The sequence below is a fragment of the Saccharopolyspora flava genome (assembly GCF_900116135.1).
Taxonomy (GTDB): Bacteria; Actinomycetota; Actinomycetes; order Mycobacteriales; family Pseudonocardiaceae; genus Saccharopolyspora; species Saccharopolyspora flava.
On record NZ_FOZX01000001.1, the window covers coordinates 923611 to 940135 of the forward strand.

16 protein-coding genes are annotated in these 16525 nt (G+C 72.9%); 8 read left to right on the forward strand and 8 right to left on the reverse strand.

Annotated features, from left to right (window positions below):
- Positions 1 to 35 precede the first annotated feature (35 nt).
- Genes cofD through BM424_RS04200 form a run of 3 tightly spaced genes read left to right on the forward strand, consistent with a single transcriptional unit; the run spans position 36 to position 2895 of the window.
- Positions 36 to 1022 carry a 2-phospho-L-lactate transferase gene (cofD, locus tag BM424_RS04190; RefSeq protein ID WP_093413783.1) on the forward strand — a complete coding sequence of 329 codons (987 nt, stop codon included), beginning with the start codon at positions 36 to 38 and terminating at the stop codon, positions 1020 to 1022.
- Positions 1022 to 2365 (forward strand): coenzyme F420-0:L-glutamate ligase, encoded by a 1344-nt coding sequence (locus tag BM424_RS04195; protein WP_093413784.1) that lies wholly within the window; start codon positions 1022 to 1024, stop codon positions 2363 to 2365. The genes cofD and BM424_RS04195 overlap by 1 nt, the downstream gene beginning before the upstream one ends.
- Positions 2362 to 2895, forward strand: a complete 534-nt coding sequence (locus BM424_RS04200; RefSeq protein ID WP_093413785.1) for an NUDIX hydrolase — start codon at positions 2362 to 2364, stop codon at positions 2893 to 2895. Before BM424_RS04195 ends, BM424_RS04200 begins: the two co-directional genes overlap by 4 nt.
- Here BM424_RS04200 and BM424_RS04205 read toward each other — a convergent pair.
- The 3 genes from BM424_RS04205 to manB form a co-directional block, all read right to left on the reverse strand.
- Complete coding sequence (locus tag BM424_RS04205) at positions 2887 to 3180, reverse strand: hypothetical protein (RefSeq protein ID WP_093413787.1); 294 nt, start codon at positions 3178 to 3180, stop codon at positions 2887 to 2889. The two genes, BM424_RS04200 and BM424_RS04205, sit on opposite strands and share 9 nt — an antisense overlap.
- Positions 3181 to 3570: 390 nt before the next feature.
- Positions 3571 to 4479 (reverse strand): DNA-3-methyladenine glycosylase family protein, encoded by a 909-nt coding sequence (locus BM424_RS04210; RefSeq protein ID WP_093413788.1) that lies wholly within the window; start codon positions 4477 to 4479, stop codon positions 3571 to 3573.
- 5 nt (positions 4480 to 4484) lie between these two features.
- The gene (gene manB / locus BM424_RS04215) at positions 4485 to 5585 is read right to left on the reverse strand and encodes a mannose-1-phosphate guanylyltransferase (protein WP_093413790.1); all 1101 of its coding nucleotides are present in this window, start codon (positions 5583 to 5585) and stop codon (positions 4485 to 4487) included.
- A 184-nt stretch (positions 5586 to 5769) separates the two neighbouring features.
- Here manB and BM424_RS04220 point away from each other — a divergent pair, with 184 nt between their 5' ends.
- A complete protein-coding gene (locus BM424_RS04220; protein ID WP_093413791.1) occupies positions 5770 to 6135 on the forward strand; it encodes a hypothetical protein in 366 nt (121 codons plus the stop codon).
- A 62-nt stretch (positions 6136 to 6197) separates the two neighbouring features.
- Here BM424_RS04220 and BM424_RS04225 read toward each other — a convergent pair whose 3' ends face one another.
- The 5 genes from BM424_RS04225 to BM424_RS04245 all read right to left on the reverse strand — a co-directional run bounded on the left by BM424_RS04225 (position 6198) and on the right by BM424_RS04245 (position 10967).
- Positions 6198 to 7058, reverse strand: coding sequence for a glycosyltransferase family 2 protein (locus BM424_RS04225; protein ID WP_093413793.1), 861 nt, complete (start codon positions 7056 to 7058; stop codon positions 6198 to 6200).
- A gap of 36 nt (positions 7059 to 7094) precedes the next feature.
- A complete protein-coding gene (locus tag BM424_RS04230; RefSeq protein ID WP_093413795.1) occupies positions 7095 to 8243 on the reverse strand; it encodes a glycosyltransferase family 4 protein in 1149 nt (382 codons plus the stop codon).
- A gap of 116 nt (positions 8244 to 8359) precedes the next feature.
- On the reverse strand, positions 8360 to 8989 hold the full coding sequence (locus BM424_RS04235; RefSeq protein ID WP_093413797.1) for a DUF5753 domain-containing protein: 630 nt from the start codon (positions 8987 to 8989) through the stop codon (positions 8360 to 8362).
- 18 nt (positions 8990 to 9007) lie between these two features.
- Positions 9008 to 9838, reverse strand: coding sequence for a helix-turn-helix domain-containing protein (locus tag BM424_RS04240; protein ID WP_093413799.1), 831 nt, complete (start codon positions 9836 to 9838; stop codon positions 9008 to 9010).
- A gap of 40 nt (positions 9839 to 9878) precedes the next feature.
- The gene (locus BM424_RS04245) at positions 9879 to 10967 is read right to left on the reverse strand and encodes a glycosyltransferase family 4 protein (RefSeq protein WP_217649618.1); all 1089 of its coding nucleotides are present in this window, start codon (positions 10965 to 10967) and stop codon (positions 9879 to 9881) included.
- Between the two features lie 56 nt (positions 10968 to 11023).
- On the opposite strand from BM424_RS04245, the gene BM424_RS04250 reads away from it, so the two are divergent.
- The 4 genes from BM424_RS04250 to BM424_RS04265 are packed head-to-tail and all read left to right on the forward strand — an operon-like array spanning position 11024 to position 16521.
- The gene (locus BM424_RS04250) at positions 11024 to 11944 is read left to right on the forward strand and encodes a glycosyltransferase family 2 protein (protein WP_093413802.1); all 921 of its coding nucleotides are present in this window, start codon (positions 11024 to 11026) and stop codon (positions 11942 to 11944) included.
- Positions 11945 to 12001: 57 nt separating this feature from the next.
- The gene (locus BM424_RS04255; protein ID WP_093413804.1) at positions 12002 to 13876 is read left to right on the forward strand and encodes a beta-ketoacyl synthase N-terminal-like domain-containing protein; all 1875 of its coding nucleotides are present in this window, start codon (positions 12002 to 12004) and stop codon (positions 13874 to 13876) included.
- Positions 13873 to 15315, forward strand: coding sequence for an AMP-binding protein (locus tag BM424_RS04260; protein ID WP_093414650.1), 1443 nt, complete (start codon positions 13873 to 13875; stop codon positions 15313 to 15315). Before BM424_RS04255 ends, BM424_RS04260 begins: the two co-directional genes overlap by 4 nt.
- Positions 15316 to 15318: 3 nt before the next feature.
- The gene (locus tag BM424_RS04265) at positions 15319 to 16521 is read left to right on the forward strand and encodes an FAD-dependent oxidoreductase (protein ID WP_093413805.1); all 1203 of its coding nucleotides are present in this window, start codon (positions 15319 to 15321) and stop codon (positions 16519 to 16521) included.
- Positions 16522 to 16525: the final 4 nt, after the last annotated feature.

A 16525-nucleotide genomic window follows, 5' to 3' on the forward strand; every position in this document is an offset into this window, starting at 1 on the left:
CTTCCGCGTCGTGCGGGCGTGCGAGGATCGGTGGCGTGAAGGTCGTAGTTCTGGTCGGCGGCGTCGGTGGCGCCCGTTTCCTGCTCGGAGTCAAGGCTGCGCTCGGGCTGCCCGCGATCGGCGAGGCGGGGAGTTCCGAGCACGAGGTCACCGCGGTGGTCAACGTGGGCGACGACGTGTGGATGCACGGGTTGCGCGTCTGCCCCGACCTCGACACCTGCATGTACACGCTGGCCGACGGGATCGACACCGAGAAGGGCTGGGGCCGGGTCGACGAGACCTGGTCGGTCAAGGAGGAGCTCGCGGCCTACGGCGCCGAGCCGACCTGGTTCGGCCTGGGCGACCGCGACATCGCCACCCACCTGGTGCGGTCCCGGATGCTGCGCGCCGGCTACTCGCTGTCGGCGGTGACCGAGGCGCTGTGCGACCGCTGGCGCCCGGGGGTGCGGCTGCTGCCGGTGACCGACGACCGCGTCGAGACGCACGTGGCGATCGACGACCCGGACTCCGGTGAGAGCCGCGCGGTGCACTTCCAGGAGTGGTGGGTGCGCTACCGCGCGGAGCCGGAGGCGCGCGCGATCGTGCCGGTCGGCGCCGACGAGGCGAAGCCGACGGCCGAGGTGCTGGACGCGATCGCGCAGGCCGACGTGGTGCTGCTGGCGCCGTCGAACCCGGTGGTGAGCATCGGGACGCTGCTGGCGGTGCCGGGTTTCCGCTCGGCGCTGCGCGAGACGAAGGCCCCGGTGATCGGCTTGTCGCCGATCATCGGTGACAAGCCGCTGCGCGGGATGGCCGACGCGTGCTTGAGCGCGATCGGCGTGGAGACCTCCGCGGAGGCGGTCGGCAGGCACTACGGGGCGCGCGGTGACGCCGAGGGGATCCTGGACGGCTGGCTGGTGCACAGCACCGACACCGCCGAGGTGCCCGGCGTGAAGGTGCGCTCGGTGCCGCTGCTGATGTCCGATGTGGACGCCACGGCCGCGATGGCGCAGGCGGCGTTCGACCTGGCTTCGGAGAAGTGATGCAGGATCACGCCGCTGTTGCGGGTCTGCGGCTGTTCGCGGTGCCGGGGCTGCCGGAGTTCGTCGAGGGGGACGATCTGGCGGCGTCGATCGCGGCGGCCGCTCCGTGGTTGAGCGACGGTGACGTGCTGGTGGTGACCAGCAAGATCGTGTCCAAGGCCGAAGGCCGGATGGTCACCGCGCCCGCGGACCCGGAGGAGCGGGACGCGTTGCGCCGGGAGCTGGTGCTGTCGGAGGCGACCGCGGTGCTGGCCCGCAAGGGCCGGACGCTGATCACGCAGAACAAGCTCGGCATCGTGCAGGCGGCGTCCGGGGTGGACGCCTCGAACGTCGCGCAGGACCAGATCGCGCTGCTGCCGGAGGATCCGGACGCGTCCGCGCGGCGGCTGCGGGACGGCATCGCCGAGCGGCTGGGCGTGCGGGTGGCGGTCGTGGTGACCGACACGATGGGCCGGGCGTGGCGGGTCGGGCAGACCGACGCGGCCATCGGCTCGTCGGGGCTGGCGGTGCTGCACCGCTACGCGGGCAGCACGGATTCGCAGGGCAACGAGCTCGCGGTCACCGAGGTCGCGATCGCCGACGAGATCGCCGCTGCCGCGGACCTGGTCAAGGGCAAGCTCGGCGGCGTCCCGGTCGCCGTGCTGCGCGGTCTGACCACTGTGGACGATTCGTCGACGGCGCGGGACCTGGCCCGGCCGGTCGAGGAGGACCTGTTCCACCTGGGCACGGCCGAGGCCATCGCGCAGGGCCGCCGCGAGGCGGTGCTGGTGCGCCGGTCGATCCGCGAGTTCGCCGACACCCCGGTGGACGAGGACGCGGTGCGGCGGGCGGTCGGCGCGGCGCTGACCGCACCGGCCCCGCACCACACGCGCCCGGTGCGGTTCGTGTGGCTGCGCGACCGCGCGCTGCGGATCAAGCTGCTGGACGCGATGCGCACCGCGTGGCTGGAGGACCTGCGCGCCGACGGCCTGTCCGAGCAGGCCGCGCAGCGCCGCGTGACCCGCGGCAACCTGCTCTACGCCGCCCCGGAGGTGGTGCTGCCGTTCCTGGTGCGCGACGGCGCCCACGACTACCCGGACGAGGCGCGCACCGACGCCGAGCGGCAGATGTTCACCGTGGCCGGGGGTGCCGCGGTGCAGGGGCTGTTGGTGTCGCTGGCGGCCGAGGAGCTCGGCTCGTGCTGGGTGTCCTCGACGCTGTTCTGCCCGGACGTGGTCCGATCGGCGCTGGACCTGCCGGTGAACTGGGAACCTCTCGGCGCGGTCGCCGTCGGCCACCCGGCCACCCCGGTCGAGGGCCCGCGACCCCCGCGCGACCTCGACGACGGATTGGTGGAGCTGTGAGCGGACCGCACGCCGACGCGAACCGGGTGCTGGGTGACTGGCGCCCGGCCGATCCGCAGCAGGAGGCGTTGCGCCAGGCGTTCCTGACGTTGCTCGACGCCCGCGAGGACGCGTGCCTGCGCGCCTGCGAGCCCGGCCACGTCACGGCCTCGGCGGTGCTGCTGGACTCGGCGGGCGACAACGTGCTGCTCACCCTGCACCCGCGGGTGGGCCGGTGGCTGCAGCTGGGCGGGCACTGCGAACCCGAGGACGAGACCCTCGCGGGCGCGGCGCTGCGGGAGGCCACCGAGGAGTCCGGGATGACGGGCCTGGTGGTGGATCCGGAGCCGGTGCACCTCGACGTGCACCCGATCACCTGCTCGCTGGGCAAGCCGACGCGGCACTTCGACGTCCGCTACGTCGTCCGCGCCCCGGCCGGTGCGGAGCCCACCCGCAGCGACGAGTCCCTCGACCTGCGCTGGTGGCCGCTGACGACCCCGCCGGAGAACACGGATCTGGGACCGCTGCTCACCGCGGCGATGTCAGGCTGACCGGGTGAAGACAGCGTCCTCGAGGCGCTGCAGCCGCGCTTCGACGCCGTGGGGCTCGGTGCGCTCCAGCTCGGCCTCGATCAGTCCCCTGATCCAGGCCGTCGTCGTCACGTCGTCGGCCGCGGCCCGGTCGCGGACCCGATCGAGCAGCGATTTCGGCAGCCGCAACGACGTGGTGATCACCGGGTCGGGCTCCGGGGGCTCTTCCACCCAGTGGCCCGACTCCATCACCTCCGACATGTCGTGGGTGTCGTAGTACTCGGCGATCTTGTCCAGCTTCGTCATGTGATGTCCCTTCCCGCACGCCGGAAGGTTCGGCGTTCTCTGAGCGTCATCTCGCGCGCGGCCGCGACGTACCGAGGTCCGTCCACGCCCCCTGCCATCACGACCAGCAGGTGCCTGCCGGAACGGGTGCGACCGAAGAGCATGGTCGTGTGGCCTGGTCCGCGCGCCGCCCACAGCGGCCTGCGGCCGATCACTTCCTCGGCTTCGCTCGGGTGGACGCCATGCCGAGCGATGCGGTCCTCGGACCGTTCGGTCCAACCAATCTCACGCACGACCAGAGCAGAACACGAAGCATGGCCTCGCCACGTGAATCCGGCTTCGATTCGCTCGGCATGATGGTCCGGACCGCCACCGAAGCGGGACCGAACCGGACATGATCACTTTGCGTGATCAGAACGCGCGGTAGTCGCGGACCGGGAGGCGCGGGGCGTAGCGAGGCCGGTTGACGCCTGCTGCGGCGAGGTAGCGGACGGCGCGGTGGCGGTGGCCCTCGTAGGGGCTGAGGGCTTCGAGCATGCCCTCGTCGTCGAGGGGGTGGCCGACCAGGGCGGTGCCGACGATCGTGGGCAGGTGGAAGTCGCCGACGCTGACCGCGTCGGGGTCGCCCCAGGCGCGCTGCGCGACCTCGGCCGCCGTCCACGGGCCGATGCCGGGGATCTTCTGCAGGAACGCGCGGCCTTCGGCGCCGCGGAGCGCGACGGCCTTCTCCAGGCTGCACGCCGACGAGGCCGCGGCGAGCAGGGTGCGGCGGCGGGCTCCATCGATGCCGGCGCGGTGCCACTCCCAGTCACGGATCTGCCGGACCTGCCGCGGGTCGGGCGCGGTCCACAGCTCCTCCACCGGGCCCGGCGCGGGGTGTCCGAAGCGGCGGCACAGCTCCCGCCACGAACGCCAGGCCTCCCGGTTGGTGACCTTCTGCTCCAGGATCGCTGCGACGAGCACGTCCCACACCCGGCCCGAGGCGCACAGCCGCAGGCCGTTGGCGGCCTTCACCCCGCGCGTCACGACGTCGTGGGCGGGTGCGAAGCCGCTGGCGTCGTCGGAGGCGCCGAGCAGGTCGGGCACGCCCGCCAGCACGGCTTCGGCCCCCGGGCCCCAGGCGGATGCGCGAACGGTTCCCCTGCTCGCCCGCCGCAGCCGCAGCGTCGCCGGGCCGGCGGAGGTGGTGCTGGCCCACCACAGCGCGTCCGGCTCGACGCGGGTCGTCGGGTCGCCGTTGCCGCGTCGCAGCGGCGACAGGACCCGCACCAGGTCGAGCGGGTAGTCGTGGTGCCAGTCACGGGTGAGGGGTTCGTTCATGCTGCTCAATCCGCCGAGAACCGTACTCCGTTCGGCGGGAGCTCGACGCCCGGCCAGATCCGGATGCCCTCCACCAGCTCGCACCCGGTCCCGATGACCGCGCCGTCGCCGATGACGGCGTCCCGCAGCACCGCCCCGGACCCGATCCGGGCGCCGGTGCCGACCACGCAGCGCTCGACGATCGCGCCGGGCTCGACGGTCACGTCCTCGAAGAGCACCGAGCCGCTGACCTGAGCGCGGGAACCGATCTCGCACCGCGCGCCCACCGTGCTGCCGCCGTCGATCACCGCGTCCTCGGCGACGATCGCGCCGGGCAGGACCAGCGCCTTCCCGGTCGGGCCGGGCAGCGCGGCGGACGGGGCGTGGCCCTGGACGAGGTCCGCGCTGCCGCGCACGAACGCGGCGGGGGTTCCCATGTCCAGCCAGTACGAGGCGTCGATGTAGCCCTGCACGCGGGCGCCCTCGGCGAGCAGTCCGGGGAACGTTTCGCGCTCGACCGAGACGGGACGACCGGAGGGGATCCTCTCGATCACCTCTCTTCGGAACACGTAGCAGCCCGCGTTGATCTGGTCGACCGGCGGATCGTCGGTCTTCTCCAGGAAGTCGGTGACCCGCCCGTCGCCGTCGGTGGGCACGCAGCCGAAGCGGCGCGGATCGTCGACCTTCACCAGGTGCAGGGTGACGTCGGCCGAGGTCTCGCGGTGGGTGTCGAGGAGTTCGCCGAGGTCGACGCCGGAGAGGATGTCGCCGTTGAACACCAGCACGTCGTCGGCGCTGAGCCGGTCGGCGACGTTGCGGATGGCGCCCGCGGTGTCCAGCGGCTCGGATTCCACCACGTACTCGATGTGCAGGCCGAGGTCGGCGCCGTCACCGAAGTGCTCCTCGAAGACCTCCGCCTTGTAGGAGGTGCCGAGCACCACGTGCTCGACGCCGAGGGCGCGGATGCGCGAGAGCAGGTGCGCCAGGAACGGGACTCCGGCGGTCGGCAACATCGGCTTCGGTGCGGACAGGGTCAGAGGCCGGAGCCGGACCCCTCGCCCGCCCACCAGCACGACCGCTTCCGCCTTCGGGCGCGGCTCGGCCGGGGTCTGCGCATCCGCGGACATCGGCGTCGTCCTCCTCTACCTGACCTAGATCGATGACGAAAACCCATTGGGGGGAATACTCTGGCAGTGGCACCGGCATAATGACACTGGGCCCGTGCCCGATGGCCGTGCCCGGTTCAACACCACACCCGGATTTTTCCCGGGTACGGCACCACCGACTGCGAACGACTGAGAGGGCATCCACATGGACCCGCGCCTCCGAGCCGACGAAGCACTTGCTCGCGCGCGGGCACGCGGCGCGTTCGTCGTCACACCGGACAACGCCACGTCGCCGATGGACGCGGCGAACACCGTGCGCATCCCGCGCGACATCGTCAACAGCGCGGTCGACAGCGACACGGACACCAACATGCTGCCGACGGCGGGGCAGCCGATGCCTCCCCCGAACCAGCAGCCGCAGTTCCCCACCAGCGACCCGCACACCGGGTGGCCGACCGAGGACTACGGGCAGCACCCGCTGCCGCCGAACCCGTACCAGGCGCAGCGGAACCCGAACGAGTTCGGGCCGCTCGGCTCGCAGCCCATGCAGCAGTACCCGCAGCAGTACTGACCGGGAATTTCCCGTTCACCCCGCTCAGCGGTGGCGGAACCCGGCAGCCGGGTCCGCCCGTCTCAGCGCGCCTGGATCTTGGCGCGCGCGGTGAGGCCGAGCTTGAGGGCGAGGCGCAGCGGCGCCCACTTCAGGCCCTGGTAGCGGTCGGCGAGGTAGCGGTAGGCGGAGCGGTGGTGCTCGGTGAGCATCCGCTTGGAGACCTTCGAGGTGGAGGCGCCGCCGATGTGCATGATCTCGGCGCTGGGCACGTAGACGTTGAGCCAGCCGGCGCGGCCCAGCCGGTCGCCGAGGTCGACGTCCTCGAAGTACATGAAGTAGCGCGGGTCGAAGCCGTCGACGGAGTCGAAGGCCTCGCGGCGCATCAGCAGGCAGGATCCCGACAGCCATCCGGCGGTGCGCTCGCTGCGGCCCGACTCGGACTGCCGGTAGGCTCGCGACCAGGGATTACCGGGCCAGATCTTGACGAACAGGGCGTGCCCCACACCGCGTCCGATCGACGGCAGCAGCCGCGCGGACGGGTAGACCTCACCGGTCGGCTCGGTGATCAGCGGGCCGAACGCACCGCCGCGCGGCCAGCGACCGGCCGCCGCGATCAGCTCGTCGAGGCTGCCCGAACCCCACTCCAGGTCGGGGTTGGCGATGACGATCCACCCGTACTCGGACCCGAGGGAGGCGACGCCGCGGTTGGCGCCGCCGCCGTAGCCGAGGTTGCCGCCGGTGGGCACGAAGTCGACGTGCTCGTGCTGCTCGGCCGCCCGCTGCGGCGCACCGTCCTGCGAACCGTTGTCGGCGAGGACCACCCGGACCGGGCGCTGCGTGGCCTTGTCGAGGGTGTCGATGAAGCGCTCCAGCGTCTCGCCGGGCGAGTAGGTCACGGTGACGACGGCGAGCTGATCGCCGTAGGTGCGCGGGTTGGTCACGCCGTCACATTCTGCTGCAACGCGGTCGCGGTGGGGTCAGCGGGTGCGGGCGTGGTGGGCGCGCGCGTAGGCCTCGCGGTGCTGGGTCGCGCAGGCTTCCCAGGTGAACTCCTTGGCCCGCAGTTGGGCGGCGTTGGCCAGCGCGGCCCGGCGAGCCGGGTCGTCGAGGAGGTCCCGCAGCCCGGCGGCGATGTCGGTGGGCCGCACGCCGCAGTAGGCGACGGCGTCGCCGCCGACCTCGGGCAGGCTCAACCGGCGGGTGGTCAGCACCGGCGCGCCGCAGGCCATCGCCTCCAGCACGGGCAGTCCGAACCCCTCGCCGAGGCTGGGGTAGGCGACCAGCCGCGCCCCGCCGAGGAATCCGGCGAGCTGGTCGAACGGCAGGTATCCGGCCCGGATCACCCGGATCCGGTGCGGCACCGACTCCAGCGCCCGCTCGACCCGCGTGTCCCAGCCGGGCTGACCGGCCAGGACCAGCGCGGGCGCGTCCGCGCCGCGTTCCTGGCAGGCCTGGGTGAAGCCGCGGATGAGCGCGGGCACGTTCTTGCGCGGTTCCAGCGCCCCGAGGAACGCGACGTAGGGCTGGTCGAAGAGGCCGAGCCGGTCGCGGACGACCCGGATCTCCTCCGGGGTCGGCGGGTGGAAGCGGTCGGGGTCGACGCCGTGGTAGCTGACGGCCATCCGGTTGCGGTCGGCTCCGACGGTGCGGGCGAGCTCGGCGGCGGTGGCCTGGCTGGGCACCAGGCAGATCTCGGCCCGGCGCAGCGCTGCCCGCGTCCAGGCCCGGAAGAAGCGGGCCTTGACCGGCGAGTGCACGCGCCGGTTGGTGAAGAACGTGGCGTCGTGCAGGGTGACCACGGACGCGGCCGGGTTGGCCAGCGGTGTCGTGTAGTGCGGCGAGTGCAGCACGTTCACGCCGAGCCGCTTGACCAGCAGCGGCAGCGTCGTCTGCTCCCACGTCAGCCGCGCGGTCCGGGTCGCCACGGCTTCGGCGGCGGGAACGATCCGCGCCCCGGGCGCGAGGGTCGCGTACAGCGCGGCGTCACGCGGCTGGCACGCGACGCTGACCCGGGCCCCGTCGGAATCGAGGGCGGCGAGCAGGGAATCGACGTACCGTCCGACGCCGCCGCGGTCCGCGGGCACCGCGGTCGCGTCGATCAGAACAGCCGGTTCGCCTCTGCGCACCAGAAGAGAGTACGGCGAAGCCACCCGCGCTCGTGACCAGTACGGGAAAAACGTTCGGGTACTTTCGTCCCCGACGCCGCTTTCGTCCCCCCGACGCGAGCAAGGGAACCTTCCTGTCAACCCGAACACCCCGAGGAAGCCCAGTCCCGGGCGACCTCCGCCAGGACGGCGCGAGCCGCTTCCCCTTCGACGGCCGAATCCCACAGCGCGTCGAGCAGACGGGTGTAGAGGGCGTGCTTGTCGGGATCGCGGCTGTGCATTTCGCTGTCGACGGTCTCGACCCGGACCTGATCGTCGACGAGCCAGAACCCGTGCATCGGGATCGCGGGGAGGACGGCACCGAGCGGGACGATTCCCAGGCGGAGCGAGGGAAGCCCCGCGAGCGCCATGATCCGGTCGACCTGCGCGGCCATCACCGGCGCCGGGCACACGGGGTAGCGCAGAGCGGATTCGGCGATGAGCAGCTCGATCGTCTTGCCCTCGTCGTAGAGGACTTCCTGCCGCTGCATCCGCGCCTGCACGGCGGCGCTGGTGTCGCGCGGACTCCGGTGCAGCTCGGAACTGGCCGTGAACACGTACCGGGCGTACTCGGCCGTCTGCACGATTCCCGGAACGACGACCAATTCGAAGACGCGGATCACCGATGCGTCCCGTTCGGCCTGCCGGCTCTGCTCCTGCCGCGGAGCGTGCCCCGACCGCAACTGCCGCTTCCACCGGCGCTCTTCCATCGACACCTCGCCGCTCATCACCGTTTCCCGGTCACGTCAGAGCTCTGAGCGCAGCGCGGCCAGGACGCTGCGAGCTTCCTCGCCCTCTGCTGCTGCGTTCCACAGCTGATCGGTCAGCGCGTGGTAGGTGGCGACTTCGTCCTCGTCTCGGATGCGCATCTCGCCGGTGACGTTCTCGACCAGCGCGAGACCGTCGAACAGCGTGTACCCGTGCAGCGGCATGTAGGGCACCCGCCGATCCAGCGGGAGAACACCGAACCGGACCGTGGCCATGCCGACCAGCGCCCCGAGCCGATCGAGCTGCGCCGCCATGATCTCGGGCGGGCAGATCGGGTAGCGGAGGGCCGCTTCGGCGACGAGGATCTCGATCCGCTTGCTCGTGTCGTAGAGAACGGACTGCCGCTGCATCCGCGCGGCAACCGATTCCTCGACATCGGCCTTGGTCCCGTTGAGCGCGGAGTAGAGCCGAAACACCTCGCGGGCGTAGTCGGGGACCTGCACCAGGCCCGGGACCACACCGACCTCCACCGCTCTGATCACCGCAGCCGAGCTGGACAGGCCGACGCTCTCCTGCTGCCGGGCGCGGGAGCCTTCGTGCTGCGTGCGGCGCCACGAGTCGTAGGTGACCTTCAACTCGCGCAGATCGTCTCGCAACTGCTCGGTCGCCGACTCGGTCGCACCTGTCGCTTCGCACCAGGCGAGCACATCCGAGTCCGTCGGCGTCTGCTTGCCGGTCTCCAGCTTCGAGATCTTCGGCTGCTTCCACCCGGCACGTTCTGCGAGCTCGTGACCGGTGAGTTCGGCGCGCTCCCGCAGGAGACGCAAACGGTCGCCGAACTCACGCCGGCGCTTGTCGATCTCAGTCACGTGCCCGTCGCTCTCTGACGTGTGCAAGGGAACCTTCCTGTCAGCCGGTGAGGTTTTGGTGGAGGTTCCAGATCCGGTGGGCGGTTTCTTCCCAGGTGAAGGTCGCGGCTCTGCGGCGGCCGGCTTCGGCGAGGTGGGAGCGGTGGTCGGGGTCGTCGGCGAGGCGGCGGAGCGCGGTGGCCAGGGCCGGTGGGTCGGCTCGGGGGACTTCGACGCCCGCGCCGCCCGCGACCTCCGACAGGGCGGGGGCGTCGGTGTGGACGACCGGGACTCCGAGGGCCATCCCCTCCAGGAGCGGGAGGCCGAAGCCTTCCGCGAGGCTCGGGACGATCAGGGCCGTCGCGCCGCGCAGGACGGTGGCGAGTTCGGCGTCGCTGACGTCGTGGAGGATCCGGAGCCCGCGGTAGCCGTGCCGGTCGGCGAGAGCCGGCAGGTCGAGGTCGCCCCACCCGGGGCGGCCGACGATGAGCAGCGGGAGGTCGGGGGCGTTCGGTTCGGCGAGGGCGCGGACGAGGTGCTGGTAGCCCTTGCGGGGTTCGACGGTGCCGACGGCCAGCAGGTACCGCTCCGGCAGGTCGAGGCGCGTCACCGGTGCGGGTTCGGCGAGCAGGCCCGGGCTCACGCCCTCCGCCAGCACGTGGGGCGGGTTGGTGAGCGGAACTCGACCTGCCAGGTCGTCGGCGACGGCGCGGGTGGGCACGACCAGGGCGTCGGCCTGCCGGGCCGCGCGGGTGATCATGCGCCGGTGCCAGGCGACTCCGCGCGGAGTGAGGGTGTCGGGGTGGGTCCAGGGGACGGTGTCGTGCACCGTGACGACCAGGCCGCGCCCGCGCTTGCGGGGTGGGGCCAGCGGGGTCATCGCGTGCACGCTGTCGCCGCCCGGCCACAGCGGGACGCCCCGTTCCCACGCCGCGATCAGCGCCCGGCGCGGCAGCGGCAGCACGCGCGGTCCCGCCACTCCCGCAACCCTGGCCTGCTCCGGATCGCCGCTGCGGCTGATCGCGCTGGTCAGCGTCCAGCCTTCGGGGGTGGTGGCGGCGAGGGCGCGCAGCAGTTCCCGGGTGTAGCGGCCGGTGCCGCCGGGAACCGGGGCCAGCAGCTGTTCGGCGAGGGCAACCAGCTCGGGCACGGCCTCAGCTTCGCACGCGACCGGACATCGCGGGCGCGTGACGCTAAGTTTCCCCGGTGACATCCGACGGAGTCCGCACCACGGTCATCGTGATCACGTGGCGCGGGCGAGACCACATCGACGCCTGCCTGGACGCGCTGGCCGCGCAGACCCGTCCACATCGGACGCTGGTGGTGGACAACGCCTCCGACGACGGCACCGCCGGCCTGCTCGCCGCCCGCGACGGCATCGAGGTGCTGCGCCTCCCCCGCAACCTCGGCTACGCGGGCGGCCTGGCCGCCGCGCTGCCCCGGGTGGACACGACCTTCACCGCGTGGCTCAACGACGACGCCGCCCCAGCGCCGGACTGGCTGGAGGTGGTGGAAGGGAACCTTTCTGCCACGACCCGCGCTGCGGCGGCCTCCTCCGTGCTGCTGACCCCGGACGGCCGGGTGCAGTCGACGGGAGTGCGGTTGACCGCCGACGGGCACGGGGCTGACTCCACCGGTCGCGGCGAGGTGTTCGGGTTCTGCGGTGGTGCCGCGCTGCTGCGCACCGACGTGCTGCGCGACGCGGGCGGTGTTCCGGCCGAGTTCTTCTGCTACTACGAGGACACCGACACCGCGTGGCGGCTGCGGCTGGCCGGGTTCGACGTGGTGCGCACCGAGGCGACGGCCGCGCACCTGCACGGGGCCAGCACCCGGCCCGGTTCGGTGCTGTTCCACCGCTGGAACGAGGGGAACCGTCTGCTCACCCTGCTGCGCTGCGCGCCGGCCGGGGTGGCGCTGCGGGAGCTCGCGCGGTTCGCGGCCATCACGGTGCTGCTGCCGTGGCGGCGCCTGCCCGATCCGCCGCCGAACCTGCGGGCCGGGGTGCGGGTGCGGGTGCTGATGAAGGTCGCCTTCCTGCTGCCTTCGGCGTTGCGGGCGCGGTGGCGGATCGGGAGGTCGGCGAGGGTTTCCCGCCGCGCGGTGTGGGCAACCTGGGCGGGGCGCTGACGCCGGGTTCAGCGCGGTGCAAGGGGGTTGTAAGCGACCTGCACACACTTCGTGGGCATGACTACGAGTGGAGATCATCAGCGTTCGGTCGCGATCGTGGGGATGTCCTGCCGGCTCCCCGGTGCGGCCAGTCCCGACCACTTGTGGGAGCTGTTGCGCGCCGGTGTCGACGCGACCTCCGAAACCCCCGCGGAGCGCGACGACTCGGCGGCGTCGCTGTCCACCGGGACCGGTGGGCCCGCCTCGCGGGGCGGATTCGTGGAGGGCGTCGCCGATTTCGACGCCGAGTTCTTCGGCATGTCCGCGGCCGAGGCGACCGCGCTCGACCCGCAGCAGCGGCTGCTGCTGATGTGCGCGTGGGAGTCCCTCGAGGACGCCGGCATCGTCCCGGAGGCGCTGCGCGGCACCCGAACCGGCGTGTTCGTGGGCAACTCTCGCGCGGACTTCCTCGAAACCGCACTTCAACAGGGGCTTTCCTCGGCGACGGCGACGCAGCTGGGAAATGTTCGCTCGCTGCTGGCCGCGCGGCTGTCGCACGTGCTGGACCTGCGGGGGCCGAGCGCGGTGATCGACACCGCGTGCTCGTCGGCGCTGACCGCGGTGCACCAGGCGGTGGGGAGCATCCGGTCCGGTGAGGTGCCGGTCGCGCTGGTGGCGGGGGTGAACCTGCCGCTGCGGCCCGACGAGGGCGTGATGATGTCGCACGCGGGCGCCCTGTCTCCGGACGGTCGCAGTCGTTTCGGCAGCGCCGACGCCGACGGTCACGCTCCGGCCGACGCGGTGGCCGTGGTCGTCCTCAAACCCCTGGAGGCCGCGCTGGCCGACGGCGACCGGGTGCGGGCGGTGATCGCGGGCAGCGCGGTCGGCAACGACGGCGCCAGCAGCTCCTCGGTGCTCAACCCATCGCTGGAGGGCCAGCTGGACGTGCTGCGGTGGGCGCACGAGGACGCGCGGATCGCACCGTCCGAGGTGGACTTCGTGGAGGCGCACGGGGCGGGTTCGCCGCTGCTGGATCCGCTGGAGCTCACGGCGCTGGGCCGGTGCATGGGAACTTTCCGCTCATCGCGACGGCCGCTGCTGGTCGGGTCGGTGAAGTCCAACCTCGGTCACGCCGAGGCAGCGGGCGGACTGGTCGGGTTGATCAAGGCCGCGTTGTGCTTGGAGCACCGGCAGGTCCCGCCGAGCCTGCACGCCGAGCTGCCGCGTTCCGACGTGGACTGGTCGGGGTTGTCGATCCCGCAGGAGATCACCGACATCCCGCAGCGGGCGGTGGCGGGCGTCTCGGCGCAGGGGTCGTCGTCGCTGAACGCGCACGTGGTGCTGCGCAGCGCCGAGCCCGCGCGGCGCGAGGGTGACGACGGGACGCGCTGGCCGCTGGTGCTCTCGGCCCGCACGCCGGAGGCCCTGGCGGAGTTGACCCGCGCGTGCGCGGAGCACCTGGCCGGGCCGGGCGCGGCGTTCCCGGTGCGGGACCTGTGCCGCAGCGCCGCGCTGCGCCGCACCCGCTTCGAGCACCGCACCGTGGTCATCGGCGCGACGCACCAGGAGCTGATCGAGGCGCTGCGCACCGGCAGCACCTCCGAGCTGGACCGGTTCCTGGGCGCCGAGTCGGTGGATCGCGAGGGGCTGTTCGGGCCCGGGGTGCACGCGCCGCTGCCGACCTACCCGTGGCAGACGCGCCGCTACTGGCCCGGCGACGAACCGGAGGGCGACGACCCGGCGGAGTGGTTGCTGGGCAAGCACGCGCGCACCGGCTTCGACCAGGACTCGACGCTGGCCGACATCGGCATCGACTCGCTGGCGAAGTTGCAGCTGATGGTCGAGGTGCAGCAGCGCACCGGCCGCGAGGTGGACCCGGAGGAGCTGGCGGCGCTGCGCACCGTGCGCGACCTGTGCCGCTGGGCGAGGCAGCTGACGGAGGTGTCCCGATGAACGTCCACACCTGGTTCGAGCGGGCCGCGCGGCAGTTCGCGGACCGGCCCGCGCTGGAGGTCGAGGGCGTCGCGCTCAGCTACGCGGAGCTGCGCGAGCTCGTCGAGCGGCTGGCGGCGCGGCTGCACGCGGCGGGCGCGCCGCGACGGGTCGGTCTGCTGGCCAACCGCTCGGTGCTGGCCTACGCCGGGTACCTGGCGGTGCTGCGGGCCGGTGCGACGGTGGTTCCCCTCAACCCGCAGCACCCGCCGGAGCGGATCCGCGAGCTGGTCGCCCGGACCGGGGTCGAGCTGCTGCTGGCGGAGGAGTCGCAGCGGGCGGATGAGTGGAAAGTTCCCATGCTCCGCGCCGGCCGGGACGAGCCCTTCGGGAGGGCGCCGGAGGTGCCGGTGGCGCCGGACGACGTCGCCTACGTGATCTGCACGTCGGGGTCGACGGGGACGCCGAAGGCGGTGCCGATCTCGCACGGCAACGTGCAGGCGTACCTGACGGAGGTCGCCGCGCGGTACGGGATCGGGCCGGGCAGCCGGGTGTCGGGGAACTTCGATCTCACCTTCGACGGGTCGGTGCACGACCTGTTCGTCACCCTCGGCCAGGGCGGGACGCTGGTGGTGCCGACGGCGGGAGCCTTGCTGTCACCGGTGCGGACGGTCAACGCGCTGGGGTTGACGCACTGGTTCTCGGTGCCGTCGCTGATCTCCTTCGCCGAGCGGCTCGGGACGCTGCGGCCGGGGGCGATGCCGTCGTTGCGGTGCGCGATCTTCGGTGGTGAGGCGGTGCCGGTGGAGGCGCTGCGCGGCTGGAAGCGCGCCGCTCCGCAGGCCGACATCGAGGTCCTGTACGGGCCGACGGAGCTGACGGTGGCCTGCACGGGCTACCGGTTCCCGGCGGAGGAGTCGGCGTGGCCGGTGACGCCGAACGGGGTGGCGCCGATCGGCGAGTGCTTCGGCTCGCTGGAGTTCCGGCTGCTGGATCCCGGGGGCAGGCCCGCGCGGCGGGGCGAGTTGTGCGTGCGGGGTCCGCAGCGGTTCGCCGGGTATCTGGACGCGGCGGACGACGCGGGACGTTTCGTCCCGGGCGGCTGGTACCGGACCGGGGATCTGGTGGCGGTGGAGGACGGGTTGCTGCTGCACCTGGGCCGCACGGACCAGCAGGTGAAGGTCCGCGGCCATCGCATCGAGCTGGGCGAGATCGAGTCCGCTCTGCGCTCGCTGCCGGGGGTGGCGGACGCGATCGTGCTGGCGGTGCCGACCGACGGCGAGCCGGAGCTGGCGGCCGCGGTGGGCGGCGACTGCGAGCCGGAGGTGCTGCACGCGGGTCTGCGCGACCGGCTCCCGCCGTACATGCTGCCGCGCCGGATCACGGTGCTGGACCGACTTCCGCTCAACGCCAACGGCAAGTTGGACCGCCGGGCGTTGCGCACCGAACTGGAGGGGTGAGCGATGGGTTTCGACGCGATCGTCGTGGGCGCGCGCTGCGCGGGGTCGCCGACCGCGATGCTGCTGGCTCGGGCGGGGCACCGGGTGCTGCTGCTGGATCGGGGTGAGTTCCCGTCCGACACGATCTCCACCCACGTCATCCACCAGCCGGGGGTGGCGGCGCTGGCCCGGTGGGGGCTGCTGGAGCAGTTGCGCGCCACCGGGTGCCCGCCGCTGCGGCACGCCCGCTACCAGGTCGGGGACGTGCGGCTGGCCGGCTGCGGCCGGGGCGTGGCCGGGCAGCGGGCCGGGTACGCGCCGCGCCGGTTCGTGCTCGACGACCTGCTGGCGCGGGCGGCGGTGGCCGCGGGCGCCGAGTTGCGGGAGAAGTGCCGGGTCACCGGGCTTGTGCGGGACGAGGACGGCCGGGTCGTGGGGGTGCGCGGCGAGCACCGGGGCGTGGAGTTCACCGAGCGGGCGGCGCTGGTGGTCGGCGCGGACGGGATGCGCTCGTCGGTGGCGGCGCACGCCGGCGCGGCGTTCACGACCTGGGACGAGCGGTTGAGCTGCGCGTACTACTCGTACTGGACGGGGGTTCCGGCTGACCTGGAGATCTACGAGGAGCCGGGCAGCTGGGTGGCGGCGACGCCGACGCACGGGCACGCGACGCTGGTGCTGACCTACTTCCCGCAGTCGCGGTTCCGCGCGGTGCGCGCGGACGCCCGGCGGGCGCACTTGCAGCGGGTGCGCGACACCGCGCCGGAGCTGTTCGAGCGGCTTCAGGGCGGGGAGCAGGTGGAGCGGTTGCGCGGCTCCGGGGATCAGCAGAACTTCTTCCGGGAGGCGACGGGGCCGGGCTGGGTGCTGGTGGGTGATGCGGGGCATCACAAGGATTCGATCACCGCGCGCGGCATCAGCGACGCGTTCGGCCAGGCCGAGTCGCTGGCCCGGCACATCAGCGGCGAGCTGGATTCGCCGTCGCGGCTGGACGCGGCGCTGGGTGGTTTCGCCGCCGAGCGGGACGGCGCGCTGCGGCCGGGGTACGAGGCGACGTTGTCGGTGGCGCGGATGGTGCCGCCGAACGAGCACCGGATGGCGCTGCTGCGAGCGATCCAGCGGGACGAGGAGTTGACGTCGATCTACTTCGACGCGTTCGCGGGGGCCACCGACATCACGGCGCTGTACACGCCTCGGTTGCGGGAGCTGCTCGCCGAGGGGCTGGGGTGATTTT